Below are 17,724 nucleotides of genomic sequence, written 5' to 3'. Positions count from 1 at the left end.
TTTCTTCATTTTTTAGGTTGAGAATGAAGCTGCCTGAATTTTTAAATAAAACATAAAGTTTTTAAACCATTAAGAGTTGATAAGATTTTAAGGTATTTAAGAATGTTTCGCACTAAAGAACAGGTCTTAAAAAATCATATGATTTTACCTTAACTTTACTTAATAACTTTAATTCCTTAATGGTTTGATTTATTTAAGTGGTGAACTAAGATGCCTTACTATTTCAAACAGCTTTGTTTGTATTGTTATTTGAGAATCAACAACACATACACATTCGTCCGCTTAAATGAAGAGGTTGAGTTTTTTTGTTTTTTTTCAGATCATAATGAAAATCAGCCATATAATTAATTTAAGGTATGTAAGTAACGGTATGAAAAATCACCAAATGTTTCCTCTGCAAGTCTTTTCTGTACGTAAATCGCGAAAAGTTCATCCAGAGTGGTCAGAATTTCTTCTTCACCAATATTTTCTTTAAATTTTGTATTCAGTCGCATTCCTAAGCGGTCTCCCCCAATGTGAAGATTATATTTCCCATAAGCTGTACCTACAAATCCGATTTCAGCATTGGGAGATCTTCCACAGCCATTGGGACAACCTGTCATACGGATCGTGATATCTTCTTCCAACAAACCATATTTTTCAAGGATAGGTTCTATTTTGGTGACCAGGGAAGGCAGATAACGTTGGGCCTCCGCCAGAGCCAGTGAACAGGTGTTCAAGGCTACGCATGCAACAGAGTTTTTACGTAAAGCACTTGCTCTGTCGGTATGTTCTGAAATTCCGTGCTCTTTTAAAATACCTTCGATTTCAGACTTATCTTCTTCATCAATATCAGCAAGAATAAGGTTTTGGTTGCAGGTAAAACGGAAATTGGCTTTCCCTGTCTGTGCAATTTTTAATAGTCCCGATTTTAAAGGATATCCTTCAATATCAAGGATTCTTCCATGCTCTACAAATACGGTGTAAAACCACTTTCCTTCATGATTCTGTATCCAGCCGTAACGGTCTTTTCTTTGTGTAAACTTAAATTCGCGGGCCGGCTCAAAACTGAAGCCTGCTCTCTTTTCTACTTCAGCTCTATACTGGTCGATACCTAATTTATCAATGGTATATTTTAATCTTGATAATTTCCGGTCGCTTCTGTTACCAAAGTCTCTTTGTACCGTTATAATTTCGTACACGGCTTTCAATACTTTTTCCTCGGTATCCACAAATCCAAGGATAGAAGCAAGACGGGCATACGTGGCTTCATTTCCGTGAGTGGCACCTAATCCCCCTCCGGCAGCAATATTGTAACCTACGATTTTATCATTTTCGATAATCGCGATTAGGGCAATATCATTGATGAATACATCCACATCGTTATTGGGAGGAACGGCTATTCCAATTTTCAGTTTTCTTGGAAGATATCTGTCCTGATACAAAGGATCTTCCTCTGCTTTACGGTCTACCAGAAGTTCATCATCAATCCAGATATCATAATAAGCTTTGGTTTTCGGAAGACACATTTCGCTGATTTTTCCTGCCAGTTCGTAAGCTTCCTGCTGTAAAGGGGATTCCGAAGGATTGGCTGTACAGGTTACGTTTCTGTTGACATCTCCACAAGCGGCAATTGAATCCAGATGCTGAAGATTGAAACTTTGAATGGTAGGTCTTAAATGAGATTTTAAAATACCATGCAGCTGAATGGTTTGCCTGGTAGTCACTTTTATCGTTCCCGTAGAATGATCTTCAGCCGTTTCATTCAATCCTACCCATTGCTCCGGAGTTAAAAAACCACCGGGAAGTCTTAATCTGATCATATACGAATACAGCCATTCCAGTTTTTTGGAGACACGCTCTTCCCTGCGGTCTCTGTCATCCTGCTGGTACATTCCATGAAATTTGATCACAGTCTGGTCATCTTCTCTGATGGCTCCGGTGAAGTTATCTGCAAGACTTTCCTTTAAAGTTCCTCTGAGTCCGTTACTGCCGGTTTTAATTTTTTCTACCGGTGAAAGGTTCTCTTTATTGTTGTTCATAATTGTTTCATTTAATTTTTACGACTACTTTTTAATACACATCTTTAGCATATCTGCCGCTCAGTTCCATTTCTTCCAGGTAGGTTACAGCATCTTCTTTGCTGCGTTTTCCTTCAGTCTGGATAATGGTGAGAAGCGTTTGTTCTACATCACGGGCCATTGGATCTTTAGCACCACATACATACACCGATGCTCCGCCTTCAAGCCAGTAAAAAACTTCCTGGGCTTTTTGTTCCAACCTGTGCTGAACATATACTTTTTCAGCCGTATCTCTGGAAAAAGCAAGATCTAAATGGGTCAGACTGCCTGTTTTGAGAAAATCCTGCAGCTCTGCCTGGTAAAGGAAATCGGATACAAAATTCCTGTCTCCGAAAAACAGCCAGTTTCTTCCTTCTGCACCTGTGGCATCACGTTCCCAAAGGAATGATCTGAAAGGCGCAATCCCTGTTCCCGGACCAATCATGATGATATCTTTATCCGCTTCCGGCAATTTGAAATGTCCTGCTTCCTGAATATAAAATTCCAACTCTTCTCCTTCTTTAAATTCACTCAGAAAGCCACTGCATAACCCATTATGTTTCTGATGGTCAATAAAAAATTCTGATTTAGCAACCGTAATATGAATTTCCATATCACCATGAGCTTCCACAGAGGAAGAAATCGAATACAGACGTGGTGTCTGAGCGGTTAATATCTGTAAGATTTCTTCAAATTCGTCTGCATTTTTTACAGGATAAATTCTAAGAAGATCAAGAAGACTTAATCTGACTTCCGGAATGGAATGCCCTGTTATTTTTGCATATTGAGCCACTACAGATTTAAGTAAATAGCTGATGTTAAGATGCTTGAGTAGAAGTTCTTCCACAGTGTCTGTAACTTTTGCTGTTTCAACCTGTTTTTTAGGATTAATTCCTGTGAGTGTAATAATCTCATCTACAACCTCTTTTGAATTGAAAGGGATCACTCCCAAAGCTGCACCTGGTTGATAACTAAGCGCTTCTTCTGTTTCAATTTCAATATGATAGGTTTCTTTTTCTGAGGTAATATCGTTCAGATTGATAATGGCTGAAACTTTCCCCTGATATCTTTTTCTTCCGGCGGAAACTTTTGGGGCTGAAATATTTTTTGTACTCTGCCCCGCATTTTTATTAACTGTTTCAAATACATGCTCTATCCAGTGGGAAGCTTCCTGTTCGTAATCAATGTCACACTTTTTCAATGGAATAATACGCTGGGCACCTAATATTTCAAAGCGTGAATCGACATCTTCTCCAGTCTGGCAAAACAGAGGATAACTACTGTCTCCCAGTGCCAGAATTCCGTATCTAAGTCCGCTGAGATCAATTTCATTTTCATGAATATAATCGTAGAATTTTTTAGCAAGAGCAGGCGGTTCACCTTCTCCCTGAGTACTGATGACGACAAAAAAGAACTCTTCTTTGGCAAGATCTTTAGGCTTGTATTGGGAAAGGTCAGCCAGCTTTACCTGAAGCCCTTTTTTCTTTACGATGCCTGCCAGTGCAGTGGCCAGTTTTTTGCTGTTTCCGGTTTCTGTACCGTAAGCCAGCGTTATTTTCTTTACAGGATTCTGTGTAGTAGTATTCGTTTCCAGTGGTGGCAGAACGGCTGTAATTGATGACCCTCCGGCAATACCCGCAAGATATCCGCTTGCCCAGATGGCTTCGTCTCTGGATAAGTCTCCGGAGATTTGTTTTAATACATTTAATTTAGATTCAGACAGCATATTCAAAGAAATTTTGAGTAGTAGGGATTAGACTTCCGTTTTCTACTGATTTAAAATAAAGACCTTCCTGCTCGGCATTTTCAAGCCATGAAAATTCTTCATGCAGATTGACGATTTTGCCAACCACAACCAAAGAAGGGGAAGCAAAGTTTTTGTCTCCGAATTTTTCGTTAAAATCATCAAATGATGACGTGTATACCTTTTGGAAAGGAGTCGTAGCCTGTTCAATGACTGCAATTTTTTTATCACCTGAAATCTGAAGTGCTTTCAGCTTTTCCACAAGAGGAGTAAGATTTCCTTTAGACATATAGAAAACAAGGGTATCATTGGTGAGAGCAAGTTCTTTCCAATACTCTTCAGTTACAATCTCTGATTTATAGTAGGTCAGAAAACGAACGGATGTGGAATATCCTCTGGCCGTTAAAGGCATCCCTGCAAAGGCGGCTGCACCTAAAGCGGCTGTAATTCCCGGAATGATTTCGTAAGGAATATGATTTTCTTTTAAAGCCTGTAACTCATCAAGAATATTCGAGAATATGGAAACATCCCCTCCTTTTAGTCTTGCGATGGTTTTATTCTGGCGGGCATATTCCACCATTAAAGTATTGATATGAGACTGAGGGGTGGAAGCATTTTTGCTGCATTCTTTCCCTACATAAATAATTTCTGTGTCTTTATTGACGTAGGTTTCCAGAATCTCAGGACTTACAAGACGATCGCATAAAACAACGTCTGCTTCTGCGATTGCTTTTACAGCTTTTACAGTTATCAGTTCAGGGTTGCCGGGCCCTGCACCGATAAGGAAGACCTTTGGTGATTTTATATTTGTTTTCATTGAAGTAGTTGTTAATTAAGGAATTAGAAAAGTCCTTCTACCGACAGATATCTCTCTCCGGTATCGTAATTAATTGTCAGGATTTTAGCGTTAGGTGGTATTTCCGGTAAATGTTTGGCGATGGCTGCTAAAGCGGCTCCTGTGGAAACTCCGACAAAAAGACCTTCTTTTTTAGCTGCGTTAAGGGCATATTCATAAGCTTCTTCTTTGCCTACTGTAATCACTCCATCTAAAAGGGTAATATCCAGAATGGAAGGAACAAAACCTGCTCCCAATCCCTGCAATGGATGTGGCGCCGGGCTTCCTCCGCTTAATACAGGTGATAATTCCGGCTCTACAGCTATTACTTTTACGTTGGGATATTTTTCTTTAACCACTTTTGCTATTCCGGTAATGTGCCCTCCGGTTCCCACTCCGGTAATGATGTAATCCAGACCATCCGGAAAGTCTTTTAAAATTTCCTGAGCGGTGGTTTCTACATGTACTTTTACATTGGAAGGATTGTCAAACTGTCTTGGAATCCATGAATTGGGTGTTTCTTCAGCCAGTTCATTAGCTTTCTCGATAGCGCCCTTCATTCCTTTTTCTCTTGGAGTAAGCACAAATTCTGCTCCGTAGGCTTCCATAATTTTACGGCGCTCTATACTCATGCTTTCAGGCATCACAAGGATCAGTTTATATCCTTTTACGGCAGCCACCAAAGCAAGACCTATTCCTGTATTTCCGCTGGTAGGTTCTATGATGACGCTGTCTTTATTTAATAATCCTTTGGTTTCTGCATCTTCAATCATCGCCAGTCCGATTCTGTCTTTAATGCTTCCTCCCGGATTGTTTTTTTCAAGTTTGATCCAGACTTCATGATCTGAACCGAAGAGTTTGTTGATTTTCACGACGGGTGTATTCCCGATCGTTTCTAATGCATTCTGAAATTTCATATCAATGTACTTTTTATTTTTGTTTTTTTAGATCACAAAGGTTAATGATTCCGGTAATGAAGAATTATCCTTTATTTTTATTTCACTTTTGTGGTAGACCAGAGAGTTGGCAGGAACATCCTGTGTAACCCAGACATTTCCTCCGATAATACTTTCTCTGCCTATTGTAGTTTCGCCTCCCAGAATAGTAGCTCCCGAATAGATAATCACATCATCTTCAATATTGGGGTGTCTTTTCTGATGGGCTTTTTCTTTGGAAACATTCAAAGCTCCGAGGGTTACTCCCTGATAGATTTTGACATTATTTCCGATAACCGTTGTTTCTCCGATCACAATTCCCGTTCCGTGATCAATAAAAAAAGACTTTCCAATGGTAGCTCCCGGATGAATATCAATTCCGGTTTTGCTGTGGGCATATTCTGAGATGACCCTTGGTAAAATTTTCACTTTCTGACTCCAGAGCTGATGCGAGATACGATAGACATACGTGGCAAAAAAGCCGGGATATGCCAGGTATACTTCTTCCAGTGAGTCAGCAGCAGGATCAAATTCCAGAATGGATTTTGCATCCAGCACCAGCTGATCATAAATTTCTGGTAAAGCTTCAAAAAACCGATTAACCTGTTTTTCAGTAAGGGTTTTATCTCCTGTTACCGTATTGATAAGTTCTGAAAGTGTTTCCTGCAGTGCCTCAAAATTTCTTTTCAGCTCATCTTCAGTATTGTCATGCTGAGGAAGGAAAAGTGTTTCATACAAATCCTTCACCCACTTTTTAGTCTTTATTTTATCAAAGAATCCATGAATACTGTTTTGCTTAGTCTGATGAATTCTCTCTGTTAATTGATCGGAAATTGCCATTTTTTCTATTGAATTATACAGGCTGCTACCGTTGAATTGGACGTTTCATCCACCAGAATGGCAGAGCCCGTTGTTTTGTTATTGGTAAAGCTGTCATAGACCAAAGGCTGTGCCGTTCGCAGGGTAACTTTCACAATTTCATTCAGTTTAATCTCTCCATCGGCCTGTTCCCTTATAAGAGTATTCACATTGATCTTGTAATCAACCTCTCTTACTACTGCTTTTATCAGTCTGCTGTTTTGCTGCAAAAGGTATTTGTTTCCTGGCTGCAAAGGTTTCTGATCCAGCCAGCATAAAAGAATTTCAAGATCTTTTTCAACGGCCGGAATATGTTCTTCCGTGGCAAAAATATCTCCACGGCTGATATCAACGTCATGAGCAAGATGAATAACGGCTGGCTGGCCTTCAAAGGCTTCTTCTTTTTCAATGCCATTGATCTCAATTTTGGTGATTTCAGTGGCCAGGTTTGCAGGAAGTATATGGATTTTATCTCCTTTGGTGAACTTTCCGCTTAATATTTGTCCGGCATATCCTCTGTAATCATGCAGTTCTTCGGTTTGAGGACGAATCACGTACTGAACCTGAAAACGGCTTCCGTTATTTTTTTCTTCATTGATCGTTACTTCTTCAAGATATTCCAGTAAAGAATTTCCTTCATACCAGTCTGTTCTGGAAGATTTTGAAACAATATTATCTCCTTTTAATGCAGAGATCGGGAAATAACTTACATCATTCAGTCCAAGATTTTCTGCAATTTTTGCATATTCTGATTTTATATTTTCAAAAATTTCTGCCGAATAATCTACCATATCCATTTTATTAATGGCTACAGCTACTTTCTTTAATTGTAATAAAGAGGCGATGATGGAATGCCTTCTGGTCTGTTCAATCACTCCTTTTCTTGCATCAATCAGAATAACCATCAGATCTGAGTTGGATGCTCCGGTGATCATATTCCGGGTGTATTGTACATGACCGGGAGCATCAGCGATGATAAATTTTCTTTTTGCCGTTGAAAAATAGCGGTAGGCAACATCAATGGTGATTCCCTGTTCTCTTTCTGCACGCAGACCATCTGTTAAAAGAGCAAGGTCTACTCCGTCTTCATTTTTGTTTTTAGAATGTTTTTCAAGGACTTCCAACTGGTCCTGTAAAATGCTTTTGCTATCGTAAAGCAGTCTCCCGATAAGGGTACTTTTACCGTCATCCACGCTTCCTGCTGTTATAAATCTTAATATATCCATCCGATTGTAATTATAAATGATAAGTGATAAATTATGAATGATAATTGATGAAAATACTTTGTGTAATCATTAATCAATTATCTTTTATCATTGACTAAAAATAGCCTCCTTTTTTTCTGTCCTCCATAGCGGCTTCTGTTACCCTGTCATCAATTCTGGTTTCGCCACGCTCTGAGATTCTTGTCGCTACGATTTCTTCGATAACGGCATCTATCGTAACAGCATTAGATTCCACAGCTGCGGTACAGGTCATATCTCCTACGGTGCGGTAACGGATTTTCTTAGTAGTAATGACGTCTTCCGGTTCTAAAACCACATGGGAAGAATTGGCCAGCCACTGTCCGTTGAAATCGATTACTTCTCTTTCATGCGAAAAATAGATGGAAGGAAGTGCAATTTTTTCTCTTCGGATATAATTCCAGATGTCAAGCTCTGTCCAGTTGCTGATTGGGAAAACCCTTACATTTTCTCCTTTGTGAATCTTTCCGTTAAAGATATTCCAAAGTTCAGGACGCTGAAGTTTAGGATCCCACTGCCCGAATTCATCACGAACGGAGAAGATCCTTTCTTTGGCCCGGGCTTTTTCCTCATCTCTTCTGGCTCCTCCTATGCAGGCATCAAATTCAAATTCTTCAATCGTATCAAGAAGCGTATAGGTTTGCAGCCAGTTTCTGCTTGGGAATTTACCTTTAGCCTCAGTCAGTTTTTTACTTTTTATCGTGTCTTCCACTTTCCTAACGACCAGATTCACATCTAGCTGTTCCACCAGCTGATCACGGAAATCCAAAACCTCCTGAAAGTTGTGTCCCGTATCTACATGAACAAATGTAAACGGAATTTTTCCGTGGAAGAAGGCCTTTCTTGCCAGATGCGCCAGTACGATACTGTCTTTTCCTCCACTGAATAACAACGCCGGACGTTCAAACTGGCCTGCGACTTCTCTTAATATATAAATAGATTCGGCTTCTAACTGATCTAAATAATTTAAATGATGTATTGACATTTTTTTCTTTTTTTATTGATGAATATGCAGACCGCATTCTTTTTTGTTGGCATCTTCCCACCACCAACGGCCTGCTCTGAAATCTTCTCCTTCTTTGATCGCTCTGGTACAGGGCTCGCATCCTATGCTCACAAATCCTTCTTTATGAAGGTGATTGTAAGGTAAATGATGATTTTTTACATACTTTGTCACCTGCTCTGTCGTCCAGTGAAGGATGGGATGAAATTTTATGATTCTGTTATCAGGATCCCACTCCAGCTGAGGCATATTCTGTCTGTTGGGAGAATGTTCGGATCTCAGACCTGTGATCCATACTTCATAGCCTTCCAGTGCTTTTCTTAAAGGATGAACCTTTCGGATGGTACAGCATGCTTTCCTTTTTTCAACAGATTGATAGAAGGAATCAGGGCCGTTTTCTGTGACAAATTCTCTGAGCTCGTCCGTATCCGGATAATAGGCTTTAATGTTCTTTTTAAAGAAAGCCTTGGTGGAAGTCCAGGTTTCATAAGTCTGTTCAAAAAGTCTTCCCGTATCCAGGGTGAATATTTCAATATTTAAATCTTTAATCAGATGAGTGATGACCTGATCCTCGTAACTGAAACTGGTTGAAAAGATCACTTTACCCGGGAATCTTTCAGTCAGTATTTGCAGTGCATTAGTTTGGAAAGAAGCTTCATCAGCCTCTTTCACAAGATTTTCGAATTCATTTTTCAGACTGTTTTCCATTTTGAATTGAGATTTAAGTCTTGCAAATATATATAAAATTCTATAACTCCTATCAAAATAGTAGAATTTAAATAAAAAAAATTTTATTCTTTATTGATGAACTTGGTTAAGGTAGCTTCCATCATGCTTTTTCTGGTCTTTTCACGAACGATCATAAGTTCTTTCCTCAGATAGCATACTGCTTCGTCTACACAATCATCACATGCTTCGTAAAAATTTAAAGAAACGCATGGCGTAAGAGCGATCGGGCCGTCAAAAATTCGGTAAATGTCTGCTAATGAGACCTCATCGGGTGATTTTAAAAGATAATACCCGCCTACTTTGCCTTGCTTGCTGTTAACGAGTTTGGCTCTTTTTAGTTCGAGAAGAATCTGTTCCAGAAATTTCTTGGGAATGTTTTCGTCCTGTGCAATAACGGAAGTTGGCAGAAAGCCCTGGTTATAATTCCTTGCTAATCTGACCATTGCTTTAAGCGCATATTTGCAACGTTTCGACATCATAATTTCTGCAAGTTATGATAAATTATCTGATAAATGAAATGTTTTTATAGCTGAAAACTTTGTATTTTAACCACAAAAGCCACAAAAGATAAAAACACTTAAGTTGATTTTAAGTACAGATAAACTGCTAAGAAGTTCACTTAAGTTTAAAAATCGAAGATTTTTATAATACACAAACATCTGTGTAAATCCGTGAAATCTGTGGGAAAAGCTAACCATCCACAAGAGGGGAATTCTAAGCCCTCCGTTTGTAATATGAGCTATAAGTTTACTCTTTCTGTAAAACAAAGTACGCCAGTTCCCTATCCTCCCGTTTTAGATTTTCAACTCTTTTAAAGCCGCTTTTCAAAAGTACTTTTTGGGACCCGATATTATCAAGATCAGTTACTGCTACGATATCTTTCTGATGATTTATTGATAAACAGTGGTCAACAAGTGTTTTACAGACGTCCGTTCCGAGACCTTTACCCCAGTATTTTTCATCTAAAGTATAGCCTATTTCCATCTGATCAGGATTGTCGAGAAAGATTCTGGCAAGGCACATTCCAACAAAATCATTGTTCTGGGCTTGGAAAATTCCCCATCTGCTGAATGGTCCCCCTTCATAATCTGCCAATGCTTTGTCAAACATTTCTTTATATTCTTCCGGGGTTTTGTAGGGCAGATATCGGGTTACATTTTCATTTTCAAAAAGAGTGGAAAATAATGAAAATTCTTCAGGGGTAAATTCACGGATAATGATCCTGTCGTTTTTATAATGCATTGAATATTGTTATCAAAGAATAAAATTACATAAATAAATGAAGAACTGCTCATAAACAGGATAAAAAAATTGGGCTTACAATGAAGCCCAATCAACTGTATATGAATAGTAATACTATTTTTTAATGAATTTCTGAGAAGTTTTCCCTAAAGAGGTTTCAATATCAATCAAATAAGTTCCGCTTAGGAAGTGTTTAACGTCAACCTTATCACCAATAGCTTTAGCATTCATTTTTCTTCCAAACATGTCGTAGACAGAAATTGATTTGATTTCCCCCTTTGTTTTAATTGTCAAAACATCAGAAACCGGATTTGGATAGATAGATGTTTCTGTGTTTGTTGTATCAACATTTGCAGTGGATAATAGTGTACAAGGTGTTGTAATACTTCCATATGGTTGTGTGTTGTATGCAAACTCAGTGACAGAATAATTTGAACCATTGGCCCCAACGCTCACTTTGAAATAGCCGTTAATATCGTAGCCATCGAATTGGTTTCTAAAACCAACATAAGCGGTTTTACCAGACCAGGTAGTATAGGTAGGAGTATACACATCCAGTTGTCCGGGAGTCCAAGTTGGATACCCTATATTATTTGCATTCGTTATGGTGGTACAGGCTGGAATTAAACTAATATTTCTTGTTCCTGTTTGGCACACTAATCCTTTCCAATAAGTTTCCAATTTTAATTGATTGGCTCCATAGTACCAGGCGCCATACCCTGCATCATCACTAAGCTCCGGGTTAATGATAAAATATTTCCAGGTTGCCCCTGAGTTGGTGGTTACTGTTGTTGGTGTTGGGTTGGCATAACTTTCCAGAGGAGTTCCGGTAACTATTTTGTAAGGATCTTTATAAGAAAAAGTTAAGGCCAAAGCTGTCGTTGATCCTAATGAAGTTACGCCTCCTGTTATAGCCGGATTCAGGAACGTAATTGATGAATTTAAGACCTGACTTTTAGAATGACTGGTTGCTGCACCATTTATAGTAAGTGTAGCAGTCGTAGAGCTTGTAACTACTATACTTGCAGTTAATCCTGCTGGTAATGAAGACGTGAAATGGTTTCCTGCAGTAAGAGTTGTTCCATTGGGTACGGCAAATGTTGCTCCGTTCAGCGTAATCGTTGATATAGGGGCAGATGCTACTGTTCCGTCTAATGACACGACTCCATTATTGTTTAAGTTCTCTGTAAATGTACTGTTGCTAAGGGCTAATCTTGGTGGAGTATTGGCAACTCCGGTTGCGGCTAAGTTGGCAGGCTGCCATAAATTTATTCGCGAAGGATGGTTTAATGCTGCCAGCATTCTGTTAACCTGTCCATTGGTAAACATTTTATAACAGCCGGAAGAACCATTGTATCCCATATAGTTTTCAACGTTTACTTTTTGTCCAAGACAATTGTTTCCAGAGTTACATCCCAATCCGGAAGAAGCATTTTCTACAGGGGTGTCAGCAACTCCGTCACCATCATTACCAGGGTTCGAAGTTGAACACAGAACATTGAACGTGTGTTGAAGATTTAACCAATGCCCGAATTCGTGAGTAAATGTATCAGAAAACTCGTTTGAAGCCACTGTTCCTGCAGCATTAAATATATAACGTCCATTATACACCACTCTGGCTGTATTTACTGAACTCATGTATGAATCCGGATACCAGGCAACTCCTGATTGATATAAATCTTTATTAGCATACAAGTCATTTTGGATATACACATTCATATACTTTGTATTATCCCAGGCATCTGCGCCAATTTGTGCATCATATCCGCCTCCATTGCCATATCCGCCTTTGAAAGGGTGAAATACTACTCCACTTGTTGCTTTTCCGGTTGGATCAATTTTAGCTAATCGAAATTCAATACTTAATGCTCCTCTGATAGATTGGAAATCAGGATCAACGGTATTTGAATCCGTGTTGATTCCATTGAAATTTAAGTTGATTTGTTGCAGTAAGTCAACTACTTTTTGGTAATTTACTTTTACATTACTTTGAGATTCTCCATACACATGAAAAACCACAGGGATGATGTAGGTTGGATTGCTGGCCCTATTATTCAATGAATTTTTGTCTGATCCCATTTTTTTTACGAAATCTTGAGTGTATTTCTCAAAATTTTCATATTCAGCCTTAGATTCAGGGTGCAGTTCAAAATGTTTTTTCATCATTTCATCTGCTTTACACTCACGAGGTCTGTTTTCCTGAGCAAAACCTATTACTGGAAATAGGGAAACAATTAGTAGTAATTTAAATTTTTTCATAAATTTTGGATTTGGTTGTTAATAAATTATTTAAGTAATCAAATTGTTTTAGCTTTAATTTGGTGTGTTATGTGATGTTTTTTAACTAAATCTATCAGGGTTGAATATTTCTATATCAACCGTTGGCTTTTCGTCATTGGCAAGTTCTGAAACTGTTTTTCCAAAAATGGGTCCTAGGCTTAGTCCCATCATACCGCCGCCGCCTGCGATAATCAGGTTCTTCAATTGGGAAGACTGTCCTAAATACGGAAGGCCATCCGGGGCGCAGGGTCTGTATCCAAACCAGATTTCGGATTCTTTAGGGGATTCAACCTTAAAATCGGGTAAATATTTGGGGATGGATTGGATGATTCCTTCTACCCTTTTCATATTAATTTTATCCTGATGGGAAGCCAGCTCCATCGTTCCGCCGAAACGGATCTGTCCATTCATTGGAGTCACTGCTACTCTAGCTTCGAGTAATAAAGCGGCATGCTCTAATGTATTATGCGGATTTTCCGGTTGGTACATCAACGAATAACCTTTCCCGGGCATTAATTGTATTTTAATACCTGCTTTTTGTGCAAGCTCAGGTAAAAATGAACCTCCTGTCATGATAAACTGGTCGGCTGTAAATTCTTTACCATTGGCAATGACCGTTTTAATCGTATTTCCAAAAGTTTTAAAGCCCGTTACTTGATGATGAGTATGAAAAACGACACCTTTATTTTTAAGATAAGAGATCATTTGTTTCATCAGTTTCATGGGATTCATATGGCCGTCGCACTTATAATTAACCCCACCGGTTACATCCAGCCGGACATTGGGCTCCAGCTCCTGAATTTCTGATTGATCCAGAATATCAACAGATAATCCCATATTGATGGCTTTGTAAGCCAACTCTGTCTCTTCTTCTGCCACTTTCTCTGTTTTATAGAGCATTAGAATACCATTTTGATTCAGTTCAAAATCAAATCCGTCTTTTTGGGCAATTTCATCATACAATTTGCTGCTTGCCAGATTAAGATCCCGGATTGCTGCAGCAGAGTAATCAACATGTTTCTGGTTGGAATGTTTCAAAAACTTCAATCCCCAGGAAACCAGCCTGGAATTGGGTGAAGGTTTTACATAAAACGGACTTTTACTGTCAAACATCCAGCGTATTCCCTGAGCAACTACACCCGGTGCGGCCAACGGGGTAAAATGACTGGGCACAATCATTCCTGCATTTCCATAAGAACAGTTGTTGGTAAGATCATTCTGTTCCAGAATTTCCACCTGCCATCCTTTCTGTAAAAGATAGTACGCCGAGCTTAATCCTGCTATTCCTGCACCGATAATCAGTGCTTTTCCTTTATTCTGTGTCATATGCTTGTTTACATCACCTGAAAACCCTGCCAATAAGGATCTTCATCATCAATAATAATATGATTATATCCGGTAATTCTTGCCCAGCCTTCTACTGACGGAATAATGGCTGGTCTCCCATCTAAAGTAGCAGTCTCTTCAATTCTCCCGATAAACTGGGAACCGATATAGCTTTCATGAATAAATTCTTCCCCTTGCTTCAGTTTTCCCTTAGCATACCATTGGGCCATTCTTGCTGATGTTCCCGTACCACATGGCGAACGGTCTAAAGCATTTTCACCCACCAATACTGCATTTCTTCCACTGGCTTTAGGATCTTTAGGTTTCCCCGTCCACTGAATGTGGCTTAATCCTGTAATATGTTCAATTTCCGGATGGATGAATTCATATTTTTCGTTGAGCAATTTTCTGATAATTTTTCCATAATGGATGAGCTGACTGGCCGTAAAATCAGAGATATCTCTGAAATTTTCCTGAGGATCTATAATAGCATAAAAGTTTCCGCCATAAGCGACATCAGCACTTATTAAGCCAAGATCCGGACATTCTACTTCCAGGTTTTCAGCATAGAGAAAAGATTTTATATTCGTCAGCTTTACAGACTTTACTTTTTTCCCTTCCTGTATATAATCGATGAGAATAAGCCCTGCAGGGGTTTCAAGACGTAATTTTCCCGGAATTTTAGGTACAACAAGTCCTTCCTCAATAGCAATGGTAACTGTTCCAATGGTACCGTGTCCGCACATGGGAAGACATCCGCTGGTTTCAATATATAAAACTCCGATATCGTTATTTTCATCGACAGGAGGATACAGCATACTTCCGCTCATCATATCATGACCACGGGGTTCAAACATCAATCCTTTTCTTATCCAGTCATATTCTTTCATGAAGTGAAGCCTGCGTTCCATCATGGAATTTCCTTTTAAAATAGGTGCACCTCCTGCAACAAGACGTACAGGACATCCACAGGTGTGAGAATCTATACAAAAAAAAGTTCTGTTCATGTGGTCTGTAATTTTAAAGATTCTGAATTCATTACTCCATCCACCATTCTGCTGATTTGTAATGGATTGCCATTTTTAAGCTCATCGGGTAGAAATTCATCCGGCCAGTTCTGGAAAGAAATAGGACGAACGAACCGCTTTACAGCATCCGGCCCCACAGAGGTAAAACGGGAATCAGTAGTAGATGGAAACGGACCACCATGCTGCATGGCATATACAACTTCTACTCCTGTAGGCATTCCATTGAATAGTAGCCTTCCACATTTATCTTTGAGAATATTGATCAGTATTGGATTACTACGTACATCTTCATCGGTGGCTGCAATGGTAATGGTTAACTGTCCTTTTAGCTGCTGGGCAATCTTCATGATCTCTTCATCTGTTTCACACGCTACAACAATACCAAACGGGCCAAAGACTTCTTCACTCAAGACGGGATTATTCAGGAATGTTTTAGCATTTGTCTTTATCACTGAAGCACTTCCCTGATCATTTTCTGCGTCTGTATTTGATGAAGCAATTATTTCAATATCTGTCTGCTCTGTTGCAATATTTCTATTTTTTTCAAAACTTTCCAATATCCCCTTGTGAAGCATTGTAGCGGGAGCCACATTTTGAATTTCCTCTTTTAGAGCATTGATAAAGCGGTCAAGTGCCTTTCCTTTCAAAGCAATAAATACTCCAGGATTGGTGCAAAACTGTCCTGCTCCTAACGTTAAAGAAGTACTATATTCTTTTGCCAATGATTCTGCTTTGTTTTCAAGCAAGTTTTGAAAAGCAAATACAGGATTGATGCTTCCCATTTCTGCAAATACAGGAATAGGATTTTCACGGCTGTTAGCAATATCAAACAAAGCCTTCCCTCCATTGAAGGAACCGGTAAACGCAACTGCCCTGATGTCTTCATGCTGAGTTAAATAACCTCCGATCTCATAGGATGTTCCGGTAATATGACTAAAAACTCCTTCAGGCCATCCAAAGGCTTTAACAACGGCTGTTATAGCATCAGCCATCATTTGTGAAGTCTGAGGATGTGCCGGATGTGCTTTTATAATGACAGGACAACCCGCACCGATAGCACTGGCAGTATCTCCTCCTGCAGTAGAAAATGCAAAAGGAAAATTACTGGCTCCGAAAACAACGACAGGTCCGATGCCTACATTATATTTTCTGAGATCTCCTTTTTGTTTTTCAGGCTGGGCAAGATCAATTCGGGCTTCTGTATATATCCCGGAAGCAACAGCTTTTGCATAGCTTCTCCATTGTCCTACTGTTCTGACTTTTTCGCCAATAAGTCTGGCTAATGGCAATGACGTTTCCTGATGAGTAACTTCCAGAAGCTCTACTCCTAATACTTCGATTTGATCAGCGACAGCATTCATAAATTCTGCCCGTTCTATGACTGTCGTGTTTTTAAGAAACTGAAAGGCTTCAGCAGCCTTTTGGATTCTTCTATCAATATTTTGTGTTGATGTTTCTTCCATCATATTTGTTGTTCTGGAATTAATAATACGGGACGATTCGCTCTGCCCTCTTCAATGATTTTTTGAATTCTTTCAGCTTCCTCTCCATGAAGTTCAAGACGTGGGGCTCTCACATAAGGATTGCTTATCCCTTCTGCTGTTGCAGCCAGTTTAATATACTGAATAAGTTTAGGGTGAATATCGAGCTCCAGCAATGGCATAAACCATCTGTAAATTGCTACAGCTTTATCATATTCATTGGCTTTCACATAGTTGTACATTGCAATGGTTTCATTAGGAAACGCATCTACAAGACCTGCCACAAGACCGTCTGCTCCAAGCATCAGGGTTTCCAGACAAATCGTATCTACCCCGCCAAGAATTTTGATCCTTTTTCCAAAACGGTTGATCATTCTGGTTACGTTCGCCAGATCTCTTGTCGATTCTTTTACAGCCTGAATGGTCGGATATTCAATAAGCTCTTCAAACATTTCAAGAGTAACATATATACCATAATCTACAGGATTGTTATAAATAAGGATCGGAAGATCTGTAGCAGAAGCCACTGCTTTGAAATATTCAACAACTTCATGATTATCAGCTTTGTAACGCATTGGAGGAAGAAGCATCAGCCCGTCTGCCCCAAATTCTTTTGCCTTCAGAGCAAAGCTGACTGCATTTCTGGTGGTGTTTTCAGAAAGATTGAGAATGACAGGAATTCTACCCTGTGTTATCTTTTTGGCATATTTCAGCAGTTCAAATTTTTCTTCTGTTTCCAAAGCACTGGCTTCTCCTAATGTTCCTGCAAGGATAATCCCGTGAACTCCTGCTTCAATCTGGGCTTCTGTATTGGTGGCAAACATGTCAAAGTCTATCTCACCTTCTTTTGTAAAAGGCGTTAATACAGCGGGATAAATACCTTCCCAGTTTAGTTTTGTACTCATATCAAATAATATTTATCCAAAACTAGCAGAATTTTAAAACGGTAAATGTTAATATTTTAATAGGTTCTCACCGTA

15 protein-coding genes are annotated in these 17,724 nt (G+C 39.2%); all 15 read right to left on the bottom strand.

The genetic code is table 11. The annotated features are described in order from the left end of the window. Positions 1-344: 344 nt before the first annotated feature. The 15 genes from PZ898_RS03900 to PZ898_RS03830 all read right to left on the bottom strand — a co-directional run bounded on the left by PZ898_RS03900 (position 345) and on the right by PZ898_RS03830 (position 17,649). Positions 345-2,021, bottom strand: coding sequence for an NADPH-dependent assimilatory sulfite reductase hemoprotein subunit (locus tag PZ898_RS03900; protein ID WP_277694851.1), 1,677 nt, complete (start codon positions 2,019-2,021; stop codon positions 345-347). A gap of 31 nt (positions 2,022-2,052) precedes the next feature. Further along, positions 2,053-3,765, bottom strand: a complete 1,713-nt coding sequence (locus PZ898_RS03895) for a flavodoxin domain-containing protein (RefSeq protein ID WP_277694850.1) — start codon at positions 3,763-3,765, stop codon at positions 2,053-2,055. After that, a complete protein-coding gene (gene cobA, locus PZ898_RS03890) occupies positions 3,755-4,600 on the bottom strand; it encodes a uroporphyrinogen-III C-methyltransferase (protein WP_216444562.1) in 846 nt (281 codons plus the stop codon). Before cobA ends, PZ898_RS03895 begins: the two co-directional genes overlap by 11 nt. A 23-nt stretch (positions 4,601-4,623) precedes the next feature. Next, positions 4,624-5,535 (bottom strand): cysteine synthase A, encoded by a 912-nt coding sequence (gene cysK, locus PZ898_RS03885; protein ID WP_277694849.1) that lies wholly within the window; start codon positions 5,533-5,535, stop codon positions 4,624-4,626. A gap of 27 nt (positions 5,536-5,562) precedes the next feature. Beyond that, a complete protein-coding gene (gene epsC, locus PZ898_RS03880; protein WP_120231170.1) occupies positions 5,563-6,393 on the bottom strand; it encodes a serine O-acetyltransferase EpsC in 831 nt (276 codons plus the stop codon). Between the two features lie 5 nt (positions 6,394-6,398). Beyond that, the gene (locus tag PZ898_RS03875; protein ID WP_277694848.1) at positions 6,399-7,637 is read right to left on the bottom strand and encodes a GTP-binding protein; all 1,239 of its coding nucleotides are present in this window, start codon (positions 7,635-7,637) and stop codon (positions 6,399-6,401) included. A gap of 94 nt (positions 7,638-7,731) precedes the next feature. Further along, positions 7,732-8,640, bottom strand: coding sequence for a sulfate adenylyltransferase subunit CysD (gene cysD, locus PZ898_RS03870; protein ID WP_062669446.1), 909 nt, complete (start codon positions 8,638-8,640; stop codon positions 7,732-7,734). A 12-nt stretch (positions 8,641-8,652) separates the two neighbouring features. Continuing rightward, the gene (locus tag PZ898_RS03865; protein WP_277694847.1) at positions 8,653-9,366 is read right to left on the bottom strand and encodes a phosphoadenylyl-sulfate reductase; all 714 of its coding nucleotides are present in this window, start codon (positions 9,364-9,366) and stop codon (positions 8,653-8,655) included. A gap of 83 nt (positions 9,367-9,449) precedes the next feature. Next, complete coding sequence (locus tag PZ898_RS03860) at positions 9,450-9,866, bottom strand: Rrf2 family transcriptional regulator (RefSeq protein ID WP_062669451.1); 417 nt, start codon at positions 9,864-9,866, stop codon at positions 9,450-9,452. Positions 9,867-10,134: 268 nt separating this feature from the next. Beyond that, entirely contained in the window at positions 10,135-10,629 is a 495-nt protein-coding gene (locus PZ898_RS03855) for a GNAT family N-acetyltransferase (RefSeq protein ID WP_277694846.1), read from the bottom strand. Between the two features lie 114 nt (positions 10,630-10,743). After that, on the bottom strand, positions 10,744-12,888 hold the full coding sequence (locus PZ898_RS03850; protein ID WP_277694845.1) for a zinc-dependent metalloprotease: 2,145 nt from the start codon (positions 12,886-12,888) through the stop codon (positions 10,744-10,746). Positions 12,889-12,969: 81 nt separating this feature from the next. Next, entirely contained in the window at positions 12,970-14,235 is a 1,266-nt protein-coding gene (locus PZ898_RS03845; protein WP_277694844.1) for an FAD-dependent oxidoreductase, read from the bottom strand. An 8-nt stretch (positions 14,236-14,243) separates the two neighbouring features. After that, positions 14,244-15,242 (bottom strand): 4-hydroxyproline epimerase, encoded by a 999-nt coding sequence (locus PZ898_RS03840; RefSeq protein ID WP_216444570.1) that lies wholly within the window; start codon positions 15,240-15,242, stop codon positions 14,244-14,246. Continuing rightward, the gene (locus PZ898_RS03835) at positions 15,239-16,729 is read right to left on the bottom strand and encodes an aldehyde dehydrogenase (NADP(+)) (RefSeq protein WP_277694843.1); all 1,491 of its coding nucleotides are present in this window, start codon (positions 16,727-16,729) and stop codon (positions 15,239-15,241) included. The genes PZ898_RS03840 and PZ898_RS03835 overlap by 4 nt, the downstream gene beginning before the upstream one ends. Beyond that, positions 16,726-17,649, bottom strand: a complete 924-nt coding sequence (locus PZ898_RS03830) for a dihydrodipicolinate synthase family protein (protein ID WP_277694842.1) — start codon at positions 17,647-17,649, stop codon at positions 16,726-16,728. The genes PZ898_RS03835 and PZ898_RS03830 overlap by 4 nt, the downstream gene beginning before the upstream one ends. Positions 17,650-17,724: the final 75 nt, after the last annotated feature.

Source organism: Chryseobacterium sp. WX (assembly GCF_029542485.1).
In the GTDB taxonomy this organism is placed as follows: domain Bacteria; phylum Bacteroidota; class Bacteroidia; order Flavobacteriales; family Weeksellaceae; genus Chryseobacterium; species Chryseobacterium cucumeris.
This window is presented reverse-complemented; position numbering and strand designations above follow the sequence as displayed.